Raw genomic sequence first — 19,576 nt, 5'->3', positions numbered from 1 at the left:
CATCAGCGACGTTTATTAATATACCATCATGATTTTTAAATAACAAGTGTTTTTTTATAAAAAACACAAAAAAATTATCTATCCTACTTTCTTCTATAGAAAGAATTATTATCCTTCCTACTAAAAATAGTTATTCTGATTGTATACTACTACACTTCATTCAACCAAATTGCATTTCACAATACCTTCCCAAGTTTTCATTCTCTTCTATATTAAAGTTTATAATAATTATCCTTCTATAGAATAACGATATAACTTAGCCGTAAGAAAAAATCCCATCCACATTAAACAATTCCAATGCAAATATAAACTTAAGAATATTATTAGAATTTTTTTACATTTAATTAATGAAAAATATCCATTTTTTGTTATATAGTAAGAAAGGATGTACTCAACTATAAATAAACCAATGGAGGAATTATTTTATGGATAGGTTAACAAAGTTTTCATTAAAAAACCGAGCTGCCATTATCATCATGATTTTTCTCATTTCCATACTCGGTGTTTATTCCGGCTCTAAATTACCTATGGAATTTTTACCAAGTATCGACAATCCAGCAATTACCGTCACAACCTTATCTCAAGGACTCGACGCTGAAACGATGACAAAGGATGTAACTGATCCTCTCGAAAAACAATTTCGCAATTTAGAACACATCGACACCATTACTTCTTCTACATACGAGGGATTATCACGTATCGACATTGCGTATACATCAAAAGCAAACATGAAAGATGCAGCACGCGAAGTCGAAAAAGCCGTCAATACAATTAAATTACCTAAAGATGTAACCAAGCCCGTAGTTAGTCAACTAAACACTTCTATGATTCCACTCGCCCAAATTACTATCCAGAAACAAAACGGGTTTTCAAAAGCAGATGAAAAACAAATTGAAAAAGAAATCGTACCACAACTCGAAAACATTGATGGTGTTGCTAATGTTATGTTTTTCGGAAAATCCACCTCTGAATTATCTATCGTACTTGATCCGAACCAATTAAAAAACAAAAACGTAACATCACAGCAGGTACTCACTGTTTTACAAGGAAAAGAAACTTCTACTCCAGCTGGGGCAATTACTGTTAATCAGGAAGAATACAACCTCCGCGTCATTGGGGACATAAAAAATGTAAATGACATTAAAAACATCACTGTGGCACCCCAAGTGAAATTGCAAGACATTGCTCAAATTGAAATTAAACAACACTACGATACAATCTCACATATAAACGGAGAAGAAGGCACAGGATTAATCATCATGAAAGAACCAAGTAAAAATGCAGTTGCCATTGGAAAAGAGATTGATAAAAAAGTTAAAGAGATAGATAAGGAATATAAAGATCAATTTTCTATTAAACTTTTGGCTTCAACCCATGAACAAGTTGAAAATGCTGTTACTAGCATGGGAAAAGAAGTAATACTTGGAGCAATCGCTGCAACTCTAATTATCTTAATCTTTTTACGTAACTTCCGAACAACACTCATCGCTGTTGTCAGTATTCCATTATCTATTTTATTAACACTCTTTTTACTACATCAATCTAACATCACACTTAACATTTTAACCCTTGGTGGTTTAGCTGTTGCGGTTGGACGTCTCGTCGATGATAGTATCGTTGTCATCGAGAATATTTTCCGCCGTTTACAAAAAGATTCTTTCTCTAAAAATATTATTCTTGATGCAACGAAAGAAGTCGCCGTCGCAATTACTTCTTCTACTTTAACAACGGTCGCTGTTTTTTTACCTATCGGCCTCGTATCAGGAGCAATCGGAAAATTAATGTTACCTATGGTATTAGCAGTTGTATATTCTATTCTATCATCCTTAATCGTTGCACTCACAGTCGTTCCACTTATGGCTTTTTTACTACTCAAAAAAACAAAGCATCGAAAGTCAAGTTCTTCATCACGATATGTCGCTACGTTAAAGTGGTCTCTTTCTCATAAATTCATTATTCTACTTACTGCATTTTTATTATTTGCAGGATCGATTGCAGTCTATATATTACTACCGAAAGCAAACATAAAATCTGAGGATGACACAATGTTATCTATTAACATGACATTTCCAGCCGATTATAATGCTGAAGCTCAAAAACAAAAAGCATTCGATTTCGAAAAGAAATTACTTTCTAATTCATATGTAACAGACGTTATTTTACGAATGGGATCTAGCGCAGAAGATGCACAATGGGGGCAAACAACTAAAAATAACCTTGCTAGTATATTTGTAGTCTTTAAAAAAGGTTCTGATATTGATCAATATATTAAAGAGCTAAAAAAGGAAAATAAAACTTTTGAGCCTGCTGAACTTGATTATATAAAAACAAGTTATTCAAGCTCTGGCGGCGGCAACAACTTACAATTTAACGTAACAGCTACTAACGAAGCGGATTTAAAAGAGGCGGCTACTATCGTCGAAACAAAACTAAAAAGCATGGATGATCTTTCTAAAGTAAAAACGAATTTAGAAGACTCTAAGAAAGAATGGCAAATTCATATTGATCAAACAAAGGCTGAACAACTAGGTTTAACACCAGAAATAGCTGCGCAACAAGTAGCATTCCTTATGAAGAAGTCACCTATTGGCGAAATTACAATTAATAATGAAAAAACTACTATTATGATAGAACATAAAAAGGAAAACATTACTAAACAAGAAGATATTTTAAATACAAACATACTATCACCTACTAATGGACCAATTCCTTTAAAAGACATCGCAGCTATTTCAGAAAAACAAACGCAAACAGAAATTTTCCATAAAGACGGAAAAGAAACAATTCAAATTACCGCCGAAGCTTCAAATGAAGATTTGAGTAAAGTAAACACAGCAGTAAATAAAGCGATAACTGACTTAGATTTACCTAGCGGTTCAAAAGTAAATATCGCAGGAGCTACTGAATCTATGCAAGAGAATTTTACAGATTTATTCAAAATTATGGGGATTGCAATCGGGATTGTATATTTAATTATGGTTATCACCTTCGGGCAAGCACGCGCTCCTTTTGCAATCCTATTCTCCTTACCGTTAGCTGCTGTCGGTGGTATTTTAGGATTAATCATTTCACGAACACCTGTTGATGTAAATTCCTTGATTGGCGCATTAATGTTAATCGGGATTGTCGTTACAAACGCTATTGTATTAATAGAAAGAGTCCAACAAAATCGGGAACACGGAATGGAAACTAGAGAAGCCTTACTTGAAGCAGGTTCTACTAGACTACGCCCAATTATTATGACAGCTATTACAACAATCGTTGCTATGCTCCCGCTCCTATTTGGCCAATCCCAAGCAGGAAGTATGGTATCAAAAAGTTTAGCCGTCGTTGTCATCGGCGGTTTGGCAGTCTCGACTGTTCTTACATTAGTAGTCGTTCCAGTTATGTATGAACTATTAGATAAAATCGGGAGAAAAAGACGCTCCCGTAGGAAAATAAGCACTTCTACAGAAACACCTGATATTTAAAAACAAAAGACGTTATCTTCACAAATGAAGATAACGTCTTTTCTCTACTTAGTCATATAATCCATCATTTTTTCCACATATTGCTCTATAGGCTTACTAGAATCCACAATAAGGTATTCATTATTTAAAGGTCTTTGACTACCATTTAACCACTTTTCAAAACCTACTTCCGACTCCACCTTTTCAATTTGACTGATCATACGCTTACGTGTTTGCAGTCTCCTATTAATCTCTTACATATCATTAAGATAACACTCAATATATTTATATTTCACACCATGTTTAGTTGATAATTTAATTCCTTTTTCAACCATTCCCTCATATAAACACGGACTATCCAATATAACACTATGCCCTTGTTCTAAATAAGAATCAATCAATACCCATTCGGCATCATACGCAAGCCCACCAACAATCGTTGATTCAATTCCTTTTACTTTTAATGATTTTAACAACGCGGATTTCAAAACATCATGATCTATAATTACAGCACCTGTTAATTTCGCTATATACTTAGAAACTGTCGATTTTCCTGACCCAGGAAAACCTGACATTTGCAGAAAAAACAAATTAAAACTCCTCTCTAAATTACATCTGTTCTTCTTTATAATTAATCACAAATTCAACAATCATTACATCCATTCCTTCTATATTAAAATACAAAAGAACCCCCTACTTATAAAATAGCGAGTTCTTCTTTATAATTTATGCCGCTTTTACCTTTTTCGTTGCTTTACTTTTTCTTTTCGTTCCTGTAAAGCGCTTGTGTAATATAGATGCTATCAAGCGTGAAATAACATTGAATAGTAATACCATAATAATTAATACAGCTGCAGATTTTGTCGCAATCAACTTCGCATCTGGAATAACTCCTTCAGAATTTAATTTCCAAATGTGAACCGCTAATGTTTCAGCTGGTCTAAACGGATTTAAAGGATGCGCAGGACTTGAGAAATCCGCTGCTGAATTTAAAATCGGGGATGTTAAACCCGCTGTGTAAATTAATGCTGCCGCTTCCCCAAATATACGACCCGCCGCTAAAATAATCCCTGTAATAATTTGTGGTAATGACGATGGGATAATAATACGAGCGATTGTTTGCCACTTCGTTGCACCTAATCCAAGACTTGCCTCTTTTACATTATGAGGAACTTCTGAAATCGCATTTTCACAAACACGCGTTAAACCTGGTAAATTTAAAATAGTTAAAGCAATAGCACCACCCATTACTGTGTATCCCCAACCTGTCATTGTAACGAACACTAACAAACCAAATAAACCAACAACAATAGAAGGTAAAGACGCCATCGTCTCTATACATAGACGAACAAAATTTAAAAAACGTCCTTGTTTTGCGTACTCCGCTAAATATATTCCAGCACCTAATCCAAGAGGAATAGATATAATAAGCGTTATAACAAGCATGTAGAAGGAATTGAATAACTGCGGACCAATCCCACCACCAGCTCTTGTATTGCTTGGTTCTCCAAACAAGAAATTAGGATCCCAAAATCCCCATCCCTTTTGTAAAATCTCAAATACTAAGAACACTAGCAAAGCTACAACTAAAGCCGCAACCGCATAAAAGATACCTGTCCAAACTTTATTTACCGTTCTTGCATTCATTATTATCGCTCACCTCTTTGCCCAATCGCTCGAATTACTAAAATAAACAGGAATGAAATAACAAGTAAAATCATCGCTAAAGTCCATAGCGCATTGTTCCAAGCAGTTCCGTTCAATGTATTCGTCATATCCATTGTTAAAATACCAGTTAACGTCGCTGTCGGACTATATATTCCTTCTGGTAATTTAATCGTATTCCCGATTACCATTTGAACCGCTAACGCTTCACCGAAAGCACGCGCTAAGCCTAAAACAACACCTGTTAAAATCCCTTTTTTCGCAGCAGGAACAATCACTCGGCTAATCGCTTGCCATTTCGTTGATCCTAGACCATAAGAAGCTTCTAAATAATCAAATGGAACAGAACGTATTGCATCAGAAGCGATACTAGCAATAGTAGGTAAAATCATAATACTTAATACAACAATACCTGCAATTAAACTAAAGCCTACTCCCCCAAACGAATCACGTAATAGTGGTACTAAAATCGTAACACCTAATAATCCGTATACAACCGAAGGAATACCAACTAACAATTCTAGAACAGGCTTCAACACTTTATTTCCAAACTTTGGCGAAATTAAATTCATGAATATAGCAAGAGCTATAGCAATTGGTGCACTAATAATAACCGCACCTAACGAAACCACCGTTGAACCTACAATGAAAATTAAAGCCCCGAAGGATCCTTGATCAGCATTTGGATTCCATTTTGTCGATGTTAACATCTCAGTAAATGAGATACCACTTTGTGTAAAAGATTGAATACCTTTACCACAAATAAACGCAATAATAGCTAATGTAATTAAAACAATAAAAATACCACAAAACGTAACAAGTGATCTTCCTATATATTCACTTTTCACGTAATTAATTTGTTTTTTCCCCTTCATCACAGGACAGACCCCACTTCACAGATTGAAATGAACAGGACTGGCCTTGCAGCCAGCCCCATAAAACTTTATTACTTATTTAATTTAGACATTGGAATGTAGCCCATATCTTCTACTTGCTTTTCAAAGTCTTTACCTTTTACATAATCGATGTAAGCTTTTGTTGCTTCTTTCGCTTCACCTTTTGTTACCATATACTCGTAAGACCAGAATGGATATTTACCAGACGCAATGTTTTCAACTTTCGGTTCAGCACCATCAATTTTCACTGTTTGTAGTGCACCTTTTTTATCTCCAACCATGTAAGACATCGCTAAATAGCTTACTGAACCTGGAGTAGAATTGATAGCTTGCTCTACTGCACCGTTAGAATCTTGTGTTGTACCAGTTCCATCATTAATTTTCGCGTCTTTCATAATCGTTTTTTCAAATGTAGCACGTGTACCAGATGAAGCCGGACGATTAATTACGTTGATTTTTTCATCTTTTCCGCCTACTTCTTTCCAGTTTGTTACTTTTCCAGTGAAGATATCTTGTACTTGTTGCACTGTTAAGTTATCAACTTTTACATCTTTATTTACGACAAGAGCGAATGCAATCCCCGCTACCTTGTTATCTACTAATTCTTTCGCCTTTTCAGCATCTTTTATTTTATCTCCAGACGGAACATCTGAATTACCAATTTGTACTGCACCAGATGCTACTTGGTTAATCCCAGTTCCACTACCGCCACCTTGAACTTGAATAGAAACTTTTGAATTTTTCTCCATGAATTTCTTTCCAGCTTCCTCCGCAAGAGGTAGAAGAGCTGTAGAACCAGCTGCTGCAATCGTACCTGATAATTCTTGTTTTGTATTATCGCTTCCTTTAGCAGTTTCTTTACTAGTTGTATCTTCTGCTTTCCCACACCCAACTAATGCTCCTGCTACCACTAAAGCTGCTAAAGAAAATTTAATACCTTTTTTCATAACCATGTCTTGTACCCCCATTTGGATTATCACTTTTCGAATTCATTTTCTTTCGAACACAAATTCATTGTAGGACAACAATATTATGTGAGTGTTAAGCAATTTTTAATTTTAAGTAAATGACGATAATCATCCTCAAAAGCTAGGAATCCCAACATTTGTAGTTAAAGAAGCAAACAAAAACCACACTAACTATGCTGTAATGTAAATTTATTCTTAACAATGTAAATTCAATGTAAATGTTTTTCTCTCTTTTTCCCTTTTAGTTAAAGTTACATTTACAATTCCGCTGTATTTTGTAACTTTTTCACGCCTAATTTATGCACATTAAAAAGAATTTCAGTAATATTTTTTAGTACAACTAAATAAATTGGAACAATTCTAAAATTAAATGAATATTTTTAAAGTACTAATTGACAGCATCATCCAATGTAGTCTACTATATTACTAACAAAAAGTTTACCTAAGGAAACTTTTTAAACTAACACTAAAAATATAGAGAAGAGGTAACTTTTATGGTATCGGCTAATACTAAACCCCTTTCCGAGTTTAAAACAGGGGAGTTTGTACAAATTGAGAAGATACAATTAGAAGGAACTATGAAACGACGTTTATTAGATTTGGGATTTATCCCAGGGGCAACGATTAAAGTATTGCAACGCAGTCCACTTGGAGATCCGGTCGCTTATCAAGTGAGCAACACAACTATTGCACTGCGCAAAGAAGAAAGCTCCCTTATTTTCGGGGTATTAATAGGAGATGATTTCAGATGAGCAAACATCGTATTGCTTTAGCTGGTAACCCGAATACCGGGAAAAGTACATTATTTAATACTTTAACAGGTTTAAAACAACATACTGGAAACTGGACGGGAAAAACTGTTTTAAAAGCTGAAGGAGAATATGAACATAACGGAAGTAATTATACATTAATAGATTTACCTGGAACTTACTCACTATACTCAAATTCCGCAGACGAAGAAGTAGCGAGGGATTATATTATATTCGAAAAACCAGAAGTAACTGTAGTTGTCATAGACGCAACTGCTATGGAAAGAAATTTAAATTTAGCACTCCAGGTGATGGAGATGACAAATAATGTAGTCATTTGCATTAACTTAATTGATGAAGCTGAGAAAAAAGGGATTGTTATCGATGAAAAGAAATTAGCAAAATCACTTGGTGTACCTGTCGTTAAAATTTCAGCACGTAACCGAGTAGGTATTGGTCATTTGCTAAATGTTATTGCAAAAGTAGCAAATAAAAAACTAATTCCAACACCAATTAAAATTACTTACAGCGAAAAAATCGAAAATATGATTCAGGAATTAGAACCACAAATTTATAAAGTGTTCGGTGATACGTATCCAGCACGTTGGATTGCGTTACGTATATTAGATGGAGATAAAAATTTCTTAACTACACTTCAAAAACACCATAATGAACCACTTGTAAGGGAGGTCGTAATTAATGGAATCTCACTCAGCCAGTAAAGCTCTTCCATTAGACTATATTATTCAACATGCACAAACACTTTCAAAAGAAGATATACGAGATGATATAGTCGGAGATATTTACCGAACATCTGCAAGCATATGTAAAGAATCTGTCCAATATACAAATACTGATAAATTATATCGTTCCGAAAAACTAGATAAAATTTTCACCTCTCCAATCTGGGGATTCCCAATTATGCTCGGTATTTTATCTATTATTTTTTATCTTACAATTGCAGGCGCTAACGTACCATCTGATATGATTGCCGAATTCTTCGGATGGGCCGAAGGATATTTAACATCTTGGTTCCAAGCAGCGCATGCACCTGAATGGTTACATGGCATTTTAATACTTGGTTTGTTCCGTGGTATCGGTGCTGTTATTAGCGTTATGTTACCACCTATGGCAATCTTTTTCCCTATGTTCGCGCTATTAGAAAACTACGGATACTTACCACGTGTCGCGTTTAATATGGACCGCTTATTCAAACGATCCGGCGCACACGGGAAACAATCTTTAACAATGGCAATGGGATTTGGTTGTAATGCAGCAGCCATTATGTCAACACGTATCATTGAATCACCACGTGAACGTATGCTAGCAATTTTAACGAACAACTTCGTTCCTTGTAACGGTCGCTGGCCTATGTTAATTTTAATGGCTTCACTATTTATGGCTGCTGGTTATACAGGCAGTATGCAAACATTGGTTACTGCTGGCGTTGTAGTTGGAATGGTTGTAATTGGTGTTATTATGACATTAACTGTTTCTTGGGTACTATCAAAAACAGCCTTAAAAGGAGTTCCAACTCACTACACACTGGAGTTACCTCCGTACCGCAAGCCAAAAGTTTGGAATACAATTGTTCGCGCAACACTCGATAAATCAATCTACGTTTTAAAACGAGCTATAGTTGTTGCTGCCCCTGCAGCTGCATTAACTTGGTTACTTGCTAATATTTTTATTGGTGACACAAGCTTACTTATGTATTTTGTAAACTTTCTAGATCCATTTGCTAAAATGTTAGGACTTGACGGCTTTATTCTAGCTGCATTCATTCTTGGACTACCCGCTAATGAAATTGTAATCCCAATTTTATTAATGTCTTACTTATCAACTGGGGCTTTAACTGAAATAGATGATTTTAATCAAATTAAAAATCTATTCCTAGAAAATGGTTGGACTTGGTTAACAGCGTTAAACACAATGTTGTTCTCACTTCTTCATTTCCCGTGCGGAACAACACTTGTTAATATATACAAAGAAACAAAAAGTGCAAAATGGACATTCTTATCGTTTGCAATCCCTACCGTTATCGCCATTGTTGTTACATTCCTCTCTACACAATTGGTACATTGGTTAGGGCTTGTATAAAGCAAAGCATACATAGAAGGCATCCCCCTTCACATATGCTTTGCACGAAAGAAACCTGAAATTTATTCAGGTTTCTTTTTTTGTACATCAGTATTCCACGGCTGTGCTCCATACGTTGTGAGTTTTTTATGAATGAAATAAATAGCCCCCGGCAGCACCGCCGTTAATATCGTGCCACTAATTCCTAATCCAGTAAACAACTTTCATCACCTTATTTCACTCTTTTCGGTAAAGCTGAACCTGAATGTTCAATTGTTGGATGAACGTGAACAGTAATTTCAGCATTACTAAAGTAATTTTCGCCTTGATCCCAATTCTTACTTACCTTTTTCCACTCTTTATAATTATGTCGCTTATACACTTCCCCTAACTCTAGTACATCTACCTTATATTTTTTTTGAACAAGTTTAATTGATTTTTGAATACGCTTCTCCATTTCTTCCGATATATCCTTCTCTAAACGCTTTTCATTCAAAACCTTTTTATGATCACTGAAATGCAACTCAGCTATTGTACCTTCCAGAAATAAATGAATATTAAATTTCGGTTTTGTAGCATTCGTTGTGGATACTTTAATTTTTCGACGTAACTTATGAATTTCATATGTAATAAGTTGATTCTTTTTACGGATGGTAAAAAAACCTCCAATTTTTTTGCCTATTATATAATTCATCCCTACTGTTTCTTCCCCACTCAAATTGCCTACACATTTATTATCCTTTCCACGAAACAATGCTGCACCGTTCATTTGTACTCCTTGTTTTGTTAGTTCCAGAATAGGTAATACAAAACTTCGGTTAGAGATCATCTTTTCCTGCACCTCACCAATTCTTGCAGCCTCAATCATTTGGGCATTTTTCGGAGGGTGTTCAGCTAACATATCAATATACTGCGCCGGTAAATTTTCAGGCTTGGCACTTTGTTTTAAAATAGCTTCGGCATTTTTATTAGAAACGAACAAACGAATATTTCTTCTCATCTCATGATCGCGAATATATACATCTAACGTATTTTGTAAAATGTATGGATGTGAAAGTAATTCTTCAGAGAAAATAATCACCTGTATATGAGGGAAAAATAATGTACGACTAATTTTTTTGGCGATTATTCTTATTTGTTCAAATACACTATCTGCTTTTGCACTAACATTAATATAATTTTCGCTATCCCCACCCCCTTGTCCACCCTGTTGAGACAATTTACTAGGGAGTACCATCTGATAGGTCCCTTTCATAATTGGATTCGCTTTCTTCTCCTTCACAATATCGTAAGCCGCTCCTACTACAAATCCTCTTTCTTCTATCTCTTCTAACTCAGAACACCCACTCATAAATCCAGTTAAAGCCATAACCATTATAATTTTAAGAAGGTGTTTCATTTCCACCATTCCTTCTTTTTATTTTATATACAATTAAAACGAGCAAAGGAGCTAACACAACAAACCCCATATCTATCCAAGCTAAATAAGTCCCATAACTTGATAAAGTATTTAAACTACTAGGTATCATATTCACCATAAAAATAATAGGGGCACTTATGAAAATAAAAATTTGTTTCTTCACTTTCGGAAACATAGCACAAAACAATAAAGATGCGACGTCATAATACATTGCTGTAGTGTTATAAATTGTAATAATCCAAGTCGTAAAAAAAATCGCATCAAACCTTTCTAAAAATCCTCCCCCAATTTCAATTTCTTTCCCTAATTCAATTGTTGGATATGTCAATCCACGTGTTGTCATATAAGTAAAAACGCTAATACAAGTTACATAAATTAAAATGTATGACAGTACGTTTACCATCACCGCTTTCGCGACTGCCATTGGCGCTTTTTTCGCTGTCTTATCATTTAGCAACACCGCATAAAATAAAGCTACTTCAAATCCAATAAACGTAAAAATAGAATTTTTAACTCCAACAGCATATTGACTTACTTTCGTTTGAAAAGCTGGTAGTAAATTATTTATTTCCATTAAATTTATATTCAATAAAGAAAGAAGTACTATTGCAATTAAAACAATAGGTAAGAATAAAACATTTAACCTTAATAAGGCTGCTCGTGATCCTGCTATTCCATAAATAACAACTAATAAGAAGAAGAAAGACAGTAGTTGTATCGGTGTATCACTAAATAAATACGTTTGAGAAATAACTGAAATCATTCGCGATTCATATGCTGTCAAAGCAGCAAACGTTAATACTAAAATACTACTAATTGTGTATGCAACAGGCTTCGTCAAATGCGCACTCGTATATTGAACAAAATTTTGTTTCGGAAATAAGATAGCTACTCTCGTCACAAACCAACCTAAAACTGCGCAGATCAATCCACCCAAAAGTAAGATAATCCAACCGTCCGAAAATAAAGTTTGGTTAGCGATATCTCTTGGCATAGACAATGCCCCTATACCAATAATGGTCGATGATACCGCAAACCCAATTTCCCGAGATCCAATCTCTTCATCGCCATACTCAAATGGTTTCACTTATTTTCGCTCCTTTGGACGTATTGTAGAATCTTTTGTTTGTAAGTACTCTGGTCTATCTTTCAACATCGATTTTGGCATGCGAATAAATTCTTCTTTCCAATCTTTATAAAATGCAGGAGCAATTGGGGTTGTATACGGTATACCAACACTTGTTAAATTTGTAATATGAATAGCAAGTGCAATCAGAGCTAGAATGATCCCATACAACCCAAAAGCCGTTGCAGCTAATACAAAGACGAAAAGTAAAATTCGGAACGTAATCGTAATACTATATACAGGAAGCGAAAACGTAGCAATCGCAGTAACCGCAATAATAATAACTAAAAACGGATTTACAATCCCTGCATTTACCGCAGCTTCTCCAATTACAAGACCTCCTACAATCCCTATCGTTTGTCCCATCGGTTTCGGCAATCGGATTCCAGCTTCTCGTATTAATTCCATAGTCAAGGCCATCATTAACGTTTCAATATATGCTGGAAACGGAACACCTTCCCTCGCACCCGCAATTGAATAAGCCAGTTTAGAAGGAATAAGTCCTTGATGGTAAGATACAAGCGCTACATACATAGCTGGTAACAAAACCGCAATTATACCTGATCCCATACGTAAAAATCTTAATAACGTTCCAATCACCCAGCGCTCGTAATGATCTTCTACAGATTGAAAAATATCAACAAATACGAGTGGCGCGATAAGAGCAAACGGGGATCCATCTACTAAAATGGCCGCCTTCCCTTTCGCTAATGAGGCTATAATATTATCAGGCCTCTCCGTATTCAAAAATTGTGGAAATGGGGATAAATTATTATCCTGAATTAATTGTTCAATCGTACCTGTTTCCAAAACGACATCTGTCACTATTGATTGAAGACGGCGATCTAACTCTTTTACAATGTGAGGATTTATAATATCTTCTATATATACTAGGGTTACTTCTTTCTGCGATCGCTTCCCCATAATATAAGATTGGAACCTCAACTTTGGATCGCGTAAACTGCGTCGGATTAACATTTTATTCACATTAATATCTTCATTTAATCCAACTCTCGGTCCGCGTATTAAATCTTCTGTCACTGGTGGCTCTAAACTTCTCTTCTCCCAAGCCCTACTATTAATAACGATAGCAGTTTGAATATTATCAATTAATATAACTGTATCTCCCGCTAAAATCGCATTCATAATATCTGGAAACTTCGTCTTTACACCCACTTCTGCGATAGAAATAAAACGATCCAATAACGTTTGAACAACAGCTTCCTCATTTTGAATTTCTTCGTATTGCAGTGTGCGAATGACATATTTATAAACATTATCCTTATCTGTTAATCCACATAAAAACACAACCGCACAACGTGTAAAACTCCCAGCAAGAGCAACTTCTCTAATTGTTAAATCATTAGGTGAACCTAACTCATCCCTAATTTCTTTCATAACTTCAAATAAGTTACCTTCAAGCTCTAACAATTTCCCCACCTAACTTCCTTTTCAACAAGTTTTTAGTTAGATTCCGCTAATAGAAGAAAATATATACAAAAAAGAGCTATCTCTTTGCAAAGATAGCTCCAATAAACGAATTACTTTTCTACTATTGTAGTGTTTTTCTTTATAAATACACCTTTTGTAAATCCACTAACTACAAACATCACAATCATATTAATTAACAATGCGACTATGCCCACATTCAAATCTTTTATATACTGCGGAAAACTCGGAAACATCGTAGCTATAGTTGAGCCAGATAAGGTAATATATGCGACCACTAACAGCCCAACTCCCATTCCTGCAATCGCTCCTTGCTTCGTAACAATTTGGCGTGGAAACACGCTACATACAAGTGCAGGGAAAAGTTGCGTAACGATACTGTACCCCATTAAGAGAAGCGCTCCTATTGTTTCCCCTCCTTTAAATGTAAATAAAACTGCCACGAGCGTTACTACAGGCACAAATAATTTTGCCATCTTAGCAACTTGTCTATCTGAAGCAGATGGAACAATCGTTCGATAAATATTTTTTGCTAACAGTGTAGAAGCCGCCATAACAAGCATAGAGCCTGGAACCAATGCCGTTAATACTCCCGCACTACCAATAATCCCAATAAACCAAGGATCAAAAGTTTGTAAAGCAAGACGGACTAACGAAAGATCTACATCTGCTCCCTTTAACCCAGGAACTTGCAATATAGCAGCAAACCCTGCGAAAAATACGAAAAGTAACACTAAAGAATACAATGGCATAATTGCTGCATTTTTACGAAATACTTTTTCATTTTTTGCAGAAAAAGCAGAAGCAAATGTATGAGGCCACATATAGAAACCGAGGGCCGTTAATATAATAGTAGAAACAAACCAAGAAATACTCATTCCTTCTTCAGGTAAAGATAAAAATCCTGGTTTCGCTGCTTCTACAGCTTCAAACATCGGCTGAAATCCTCCATAATAATGATACGGTAAATATATACCTAAAAACATAACGATAAACAGTATCATAATATCCTTCAAAGCAGCCGTCCAAGCTGAACCGTGTATACCTGAAACCATTACATATATAGTTATAACAATAGCACCAATCCAAACCGCAACAACAGGTGATACCCTTCCGTAAGACGCTTCTGAAACGATAATTCCCAGTCCCTTTAACTGTAAAACAAGATATGGGATGATGGAAACAACACCAACAATTGAAACAATAAGTCCAAGCGCCTTACTTCTGTATTTCTTCGCAAAAAAATCCGACTGCGAAACAAGGTTATGCTCTTTTGCATACTTCCAAATCGGTGGCAATAAAAAATACGATAAAAGATAAGCTAAAGCACCATAACCTAAAATATAAAAGGTAGGTGCGCCTTTACTATATGCCCAGCCGCTTCCTCCTAAAAATGTAAACGTCGTATAAATTTCACCTGCCATAAGGAGAAAAACAAAAATAGTGCCAAACCCTCTTCCTCCAACTGACCATTGCTCTAAATTCATATCTTTTCCATGTTGTGCCCGAATCCCTAAAAATAGTGCGAGAAACAAAAATAAAATAATGATAAGTAATGCAGTCATTTTACATCCTCCTTATTAGCAGGATCAAACACGTACACAAGCCCCATACAAAGAGATGTAATAAACACTGATAATAATACCCAAAATAATAAAAAGGGCATCCCTAATACGTAAGGAGTAACTGAATTCGCAAATATTGGCCCAACTACTAAACAAAGAACTGGAATAAGCGCTAGGATGTGTATTTTCTTCATCTCATTCTCCTTTACTTATAAAGTTCATAATGGCTGATACAAAGACTTCCACTCCAATCGGTAATGCATCTTCGTCAATCGTAAAACGAGGGTGATGGTGAGGATATATAATACCTTTCTCTTTATTTCCTGCTCCGATAAAAAAGAATGTCCCCGGTGCCTTTTGTAAAAACGCTGAAAAATCTTCTCCAGCCATCGTTGGCTGTAAACGAACAACTCCATCCCTTCCATAAAGTTGTAATGCCGTTTGTTCAATAAGCTCTGTAGCTTCATAGTCATTTACAACTGGTCGATATCCATATTCATATGAAAATGTATATTTCGCTCCGTAAGATTCCGTAATATACTTCACAATCCGCTCAATCTTCTTCTCTGTTTCACCTCGTAATTCATGTCTTAAACTTCTCACTGTCCCTTCAATCTCGGCTTGCTCTGGTATTACATTATGAGTTGTCCCCGCATGAAATTGCGTAACAGATATTACGAGCGAATCTAATGGATTCGTGAGGCGAGATACAATTTGCTGAAGTTGCGAAACGAATTGTGTTCCGATTGCGATACTATCCACCGTTTCATGAGGGATTCCAGCATGTCCACCTTTTCCCTCTATCTTAATTTTAAAAACATCCGGTGCAGCCATTGCAGGACCATAAATAACACCTATTTTCCCAACCTCTAACGACGCCCAAAGGTGAGCACCAATAATATAATCCACACCTTCCATTACACCTGCAGCAACCATCTCCTCTGCACCACCAGGAAAATTTTCTTCAGCATGTTGGAATAGAAAACGAATCTCCCCTTTAATCTTCTCTCTTTCTTCTACTAACTTATGTACAACCCCAAGTAATATCGCTATATGTCCATCATGACCACATGCATGCATTACACCTTTGTATGTAGAAATAAAATCAAACTCATTTTCTTCATGAATAGGAAGAGCATCCATATCAGCTCGAACCGCAACTGTTTTGCCCGGATGTTTACCTACTAACTTTGCCATCACACTATATTTAGTCGGCCGTGACACTTCTAAATATGGGAATTTCCGAAGTATATCGAACACAAACTGCGATGTTTTTTCTTCTTGAAAAGATAACTCTGGATACTTATGAAAATGCCTTCTCCACTCAACTAACTGATTTTTTGACAAAACAAATTCTTTTGCAACATCCATACCCCTTCACTCCTTCTTCACCAAGTTAAATGTTATTATAACGTGAATTGTTAACTTTTAAAAGAATCTTCTGAATTTTCCGTAATAATAACTCAAAAAGAAAAAGCCACCCAAAAGATGACTTTTTCATTATTATAAAATAGTAATTGCTTGTTTTCCCATTTGCTCCCAAGCTTTCTCAAATTCTGCTCGCGGAACAGCCAAACGCGGATTATTTTTAAGAGGATCATTTACATATACAAAGTTTTGATCATATCCAATTACTACTGCACTATGCTCATAATATGTAATTTTCACTTCACCTGAACTCGTATTCCATGTTTCAAAACTACTTTCAGCTAGCGGCTTAAACGTCGTATTAATAATGACCCATACTGGAGAACCAGAACTAATTACTTTATATATATCTTGCATGTCTCTACCTGTTAAATTAATTACTTTTTCAGGAACATATTTTTCTGCCAAATTAAAAATCGGTTGATTATATACACCATATCCAGGCTCTGCCTTTGTATAAATATTTCCAACAAACCCTTCGTAAGGATTTCCCCGTACGCCATTTTGTTCAAATGGAACGCGATGAATTTCGCTAGCAAGTTGCATCTTATCTACTTGTACACCTTTATATTGCAACAACATAGCTAAACTTGTCACTTCACATCCTCGGGGTAATTCTGGTAATTGTTTAATAAACGGAACATCCTCAATCATAGCTGCTTCTTTCATTTCAGATAGAAACTCTAAGCGTAGAACTTGCGCCTTTTGCATGATTTTATCTTTCCCTATAAAAAATGCAGCAGCAAGTATAATCCCAAAAACAAAAAGATATTTTAACTTTTTCATTATAAACAAAACTCCATTAATTATTATTTTACAGACACAACTCTTATCATTGTACCCTTCTTCTTACTAGTTTGCTAGAAAGATCATGTGAATTATCGCTCATAGAATTAATTATAAAAATTCTAATTATTTTTAATAAAAAGAAAAATAAATATACATTTCCAGAATATTTTGCTAAAATCAAAATTGTTAACATAGTGAAGATATCACCATGTTAACAAACATTCTTAGAGTATTTAGTCATAGTTCGTTTATTTACATACTCCATTCATTTCATAGTAAATAAACCGAGTGTGTTGCATCCCCCACTAATGATTAAAAACTCAGAATAAAACGAAGTTCACACATTCAAGAAAATACGGGGTGAGGGGCATATGAATCAACAAATTGAACAAACAGATTTAAAACGAACAATGAAAAGTAGACACCTATTTATGATTGCACTCGGCGGTGTTATCGGAACCGGGCTATTTATGGGATCTGGTCAAATTGTCCATAATGCCGGACCTGGTGGTGCTATTCTTGCATTTTTAGTCGGTGGATTTGTTATGTATTTAACGATGTTATGTCTTGGTGAATTATCCGTTGCTATGCCAGAAGCAGGTTCATTCCAAAGCTATGCAAGCAAATTCATTTCACCTGGTTTTGGATTTGTTGTCGGTTGGATGTATTGGCTAAATTGGGCTGTTACAGTTGGCGTAGAGTTAACAACTGTAAGTATTTTAATGAAACGCTGGTTTCCAGACGTTTCTTCATGGATTTGGTGCGTTACATTTGCAGCAGCGCTCTTTCTCGTAAACGCTTTATCAGCAAAAGCATATGCAGAAGCAGAGTTTTGGTTCGCAAGTGTAAAAGTCGCAACAATTGTTATTTTCATCGTACTTGGTGGCGCTGTTATGTTCGGTCTACTAGACTTTAATGGAAAGCCAGCTCCAATGCTTCATAATTTCACTGAAAATGGCGGGCTATTTCCAAACGGTGCATTAGCTGTTCTTCTTACGATGATTACAGTAAATTACTCCTTCCAAGGAACAGAATTAATCGGAATCGCTTCAGGAGAAAGTGAAAATCCTGAAAAAACAATTCCAAAAGCAATCAAAAATACAATTTGGCGAACTCTCTTCTTCTTCGTCTTAGCGATATCAGTTGTTGTAGGTTTACTCCCGTGGCAAGAGGCTAATCTAGTCGAAAGTCCCTTTGTACTTGTATTTGATGTAGCCGGTGTCCCATATGCAGCAGACATTATGAACTTCGTTATTATTACAGCTGTATTATCCGTTGCTAACTCTGGTCTATACGCAAATTCTCGTATGCTGTGGGCGATGGCAAAACAAGGAATGGCAAGTCCAGCGTTTACTAAATTAACTAAAAGAGGTGTACCGCTAAACGCATTAATTTTCAGTCTGATTTTTGCAAGTCTTTCTTTATTAACAAGTGTATTTGCGGCAGATACTGTCTTTCTAGTTTTAACATCTATTGCAGCGATGGCTGCTGTTGTCGTGTGGATGTCAATCGCCGCTTCACAGTTTTTCTTCCGTAGAAATTTCGTGAAAAATGGTGGCGACGTAAATGATTTAAAATATCGTACACCGCTCTATCCACTAGTTCCAATCGTAGCGTTCTCGCTCAATTTCATTACATTTGTTAGTTTGGCTTTCATTCCAGATCAAAGAATTGCTCTTTATTGTGGCATTCCATTTATGATTACTTGTTACATTTTATACCAAGTTAAATATAAAAAAATTGTCAAACTTGAACAGCCACGAACTGTCACACAAGAAATAAACTAAATATACAAAATATTCAGCTATCTTTCTTATGATAAGATAGCTTTTTTCTATTTCTTGGATATCCTGGTATAACTTTATTTATCTTAAAATTTTCACAATCACGTTTTTCTCTGGAAAATAGTTTACAATGTAATCAAGTTACAAATGATATTCACCTTAAAAAGTGTGCATTTGTGTCTATTTTTTAACAATATATCAAAAACTAT

At 35.5% G+C, this 19,576-nt stretch carries 16 protein-coding genes and 1 pseudogene; 5 read left to right on the top strand and 12 right to left on the bottom strand.

Annotated elements, in window-relative coordinates; translation table 11 throughout:
* Positions 1–425: 425 nt before the first annotated feature.
* Positions 426–3,470, top strand: a complete 3,045-nt coding sequence (locus MHH27_RS04045; protein WP_098251438.1) for an efflux RND transporter permease subunit — start codon at positions 426–428, stop codon at positions 3,468–3,470.
* Positions 3,471–3,514: 44 nt separating this feature from the next.
* On the opposite strand, the pseudogene MHH27_RS04040 reads toward MHH27_RS04045, so the two are convergent.
* The 4 genes and pseudogenes from MHH27_RS04040 to MHH27_RS04025 form a co-directional block, all read right to left on the bottom strand.
* Positions 3,515–4,039, bottom strand: a pseudogene (locus MHH27_RS04040) (AAA family ATPase).
* Between the two features lie 136 nt (positions 4,040–4,175).
* Positions 4,176–5,096 carry a phosphate ABC transporter permease PstA gene (gene pstA / locus MHH27_RS04035; RefSeq protein ID WP_340941700.1) on the bottom strand — a complete coding sequence of 307 codons (921 nt, stop codon included), beginning with the start codon at positions 5,094–5,096 and terminating at the stop codon, positions 4,176–4,178.
* 2 nt (positions 5,097–5,098) lie between these two features.
* Positions 5,099–5,989, bottom strand: a complete 891-nt coding sequence (pstC, locus tag MHH27_RS04030) for a phosphate ABC transporter permease subunit PstC (protein ID WP_000676676.1) — start codon at positions 5,987–5,989, stop codon at positions 5,099–5,101.
* A 71-nt stretch (positions 5,990–6,060) separates the two neighbouring features.
* Complete coding sequence (locus tag MHH27_RS04025; RefSeq protein ID WP_000245112.1) at positions 6,061–6,963, bottom strand: phosphate ABC transporter substrate-binding protein PstS family protein; 903 nt, start codon at positions 6,961–6,963, stop codon at positions 6,061–6,063.
* A 509-nt stretch (positions 6,964–7,472) separates the two neighbouring features.
* On the opposite strand from MHH27_RS04025, the gene MHH27_RS04020 reads away from it, so the two are divergent.
* From MHH27_RS04020 to MHH27_RS04010, 3 genes are read left to right on the top strand one after another with little or no spacing between them, the layout of a single operon-like run.
* Positions 7,473–7,730, top strand: coding sequence for a FeoA family protein (locus tag MHH27_RS04020; protein WP_000252989.1), 258 nt, complete (start codon positions 7,473–7,475; stop codon positions 7,728–7,730).
* Positions 7,727–8,449, top strand: coding sequence for a FeoB small GTPase domain-containing protein (locus MHH27_RS04015; protein ID WP_000033865.1), 723 nt, complete (start codon positions 7,727–7,729; stop codon positions 8,447–8,449). Before MHH27_RS04020 ends, MHH27_RS04015 begins: the two co-directional genes overlap by 4 nt.
* Positions 8,427–9,827 (top strand): nucleoside recognition domain-containing protein, encoded by a 1,401-nt coding sequence (locus tag MHH27_RS04010; RefSeq protein WP_000443602.1) that lies wholly within the window; start codon positions 8,427–8,429, stop codon positions 9,825–9,827. The genes MHH27_RS04015 and MHH27_RS04010 overlap by 23 nt, the downstream gene beginning before the upstream one ends.
* Positions 9,828–9,889: 62 nt before the next feature.
* On the opposite strand, the gene MHH27_RS04005 is transcribed toward MHH27_RS04010, so the two are convergent.
* The 8 genes from MHH27_RS04005 to MHH27_RS03970 form a co-directional block, all read right to left on the bottom strand.
* Positions 9,890–10,027 carry a hypothetical protein gene (locus MHH27_RS04005; RefSeq protein ID WP_340941697.1) on the bottom strand — a complete coding sequence of 46 codons (138 nt, stop codon included), beginning with the start codon at positions 10,025–10,027 and terminating at the stop codon, positions 9,890–9,892.
* Positions 10,028–10,038: 11 nt separating this feature from the next.
* Positions 10,039–11,205, bottom strand: coding sequence for a spore germination protein GerLC (gene gerLC / locus MHH27_RS04000; protein ID WP_141541660.1), 1,167 nt, complete (start codon positions 11,203–11,205; stop codon positions 10,039–10,041).
* Positions 11,189–12,313 (bottom strand): spore germination protein GerLB, encoded by a 1,125-nt coding sequence (gerLB, locus tag MHH27_RS03995; protein ID WP_000802008.1) that lies wholly within the window; start codon positions 12,311–12,313, stop codon positions 11,189–11,191. The genes gerLC and gerLB overlap by 17 nt, the downstream gene beginning before the upstream one ends.
* The gene (gene gerLA / locus MHH27_RS03990) at positions 12,314–13,792 is read right to left on the bottom strand and encodes a spore germination protein GerLA (protein WP_103574563.1); all 1,479 of its coding nucleotides are present in this window, start codon (positions 13,790–13,792) and stop codon (positions 12,314–12,316) included. It abuts the gene before it with no gap.
* 101 nt (positions 13,793–13,893) lie between these two features.
* Positions 13,894–15,366 carry a sodium:solute symporter family protein gene (locus tag MHH27_RS03985; protein ID WP_098235128.1) on the bottom strand — a complete coding sequence of 491 codons (1,473 nt, stop codon included), beginning with the start codon at positions 15,364–15,366 and terminating at the stop codon, positions 13,894–13,896.
* Positions 15,363–15,560 (bottom strand): DUF3311 domain-containing protein, encoded by a 198-nt coding sequence (locus MHH27_RS03980; protein WP_000719836.1) that lies wholly within the window; start codon positions 15,558–15,560, stop codon positions 15,363–15,365. The genes MHH27_RS03985 and MHH27_RS03980 overlap by 4 nt, the downstream gene beginning before the upstream one ends.
* A gap of 1 nt (position 15,561) precedes the next feature.
* Positions 15,562–16,737, bottom strand: coding sequence for an amidohydrolase (locus MHH27_RS03975; RefSeq protein ID WP_340941694.1), 1,176 nt, complete (start codon positions 16,735–16,737; stop codon positions 15,562–15,564).
* A 132-nt stretch (positions 16,738–16,869) separates the two neighbouring features.
* Positions 16,870–17,580: a C39 family peptidase gene (locus MHH27_RS03970; RefSeq protein ID WP_000734491.1), complete on the bottom strand. Its 711-nt coding sequence runs from the start codon at positions 17,578–17,580 to the stop codon at positions 16,870–16,872.
* Between the two features lie 374 nt (positions 17,581–17,954).
* On the opposite strand from MHH27_RS03970, the gene MHH27_RS03965 reads away from it, so the two are divergent.
* The gene (locus MHH27_RS03965) at positions 17,955–19,370 is read left to right on the top strand and encodes an amino acid permease (protein ID WP_098235129.1); all 1,416 of its coding nucleotides are present in this window, start codon (positions 17,955–17,957) and stop codon (positions 19,368–19,370) included.
* Positions 19,371–19,576: the final 206 nt, after the last annotated feature.

The sequence above is a fragment of the Bacillus sp. FSL L8-0152 genome (assembly GCF_038006365.1).
GTDB classification, from domain to species: domain Bacteria; phylum Bacillota; class Bacilli; order Bacillales; family Bacillaceae_G; genus Bacillus_A; species Bacillus_A cereus.
The sequence above is the reverse complement of the archived record's forward strand: the minus strand, read 5'-3'. Positions and strand labels throughout refer to the sequence as shown.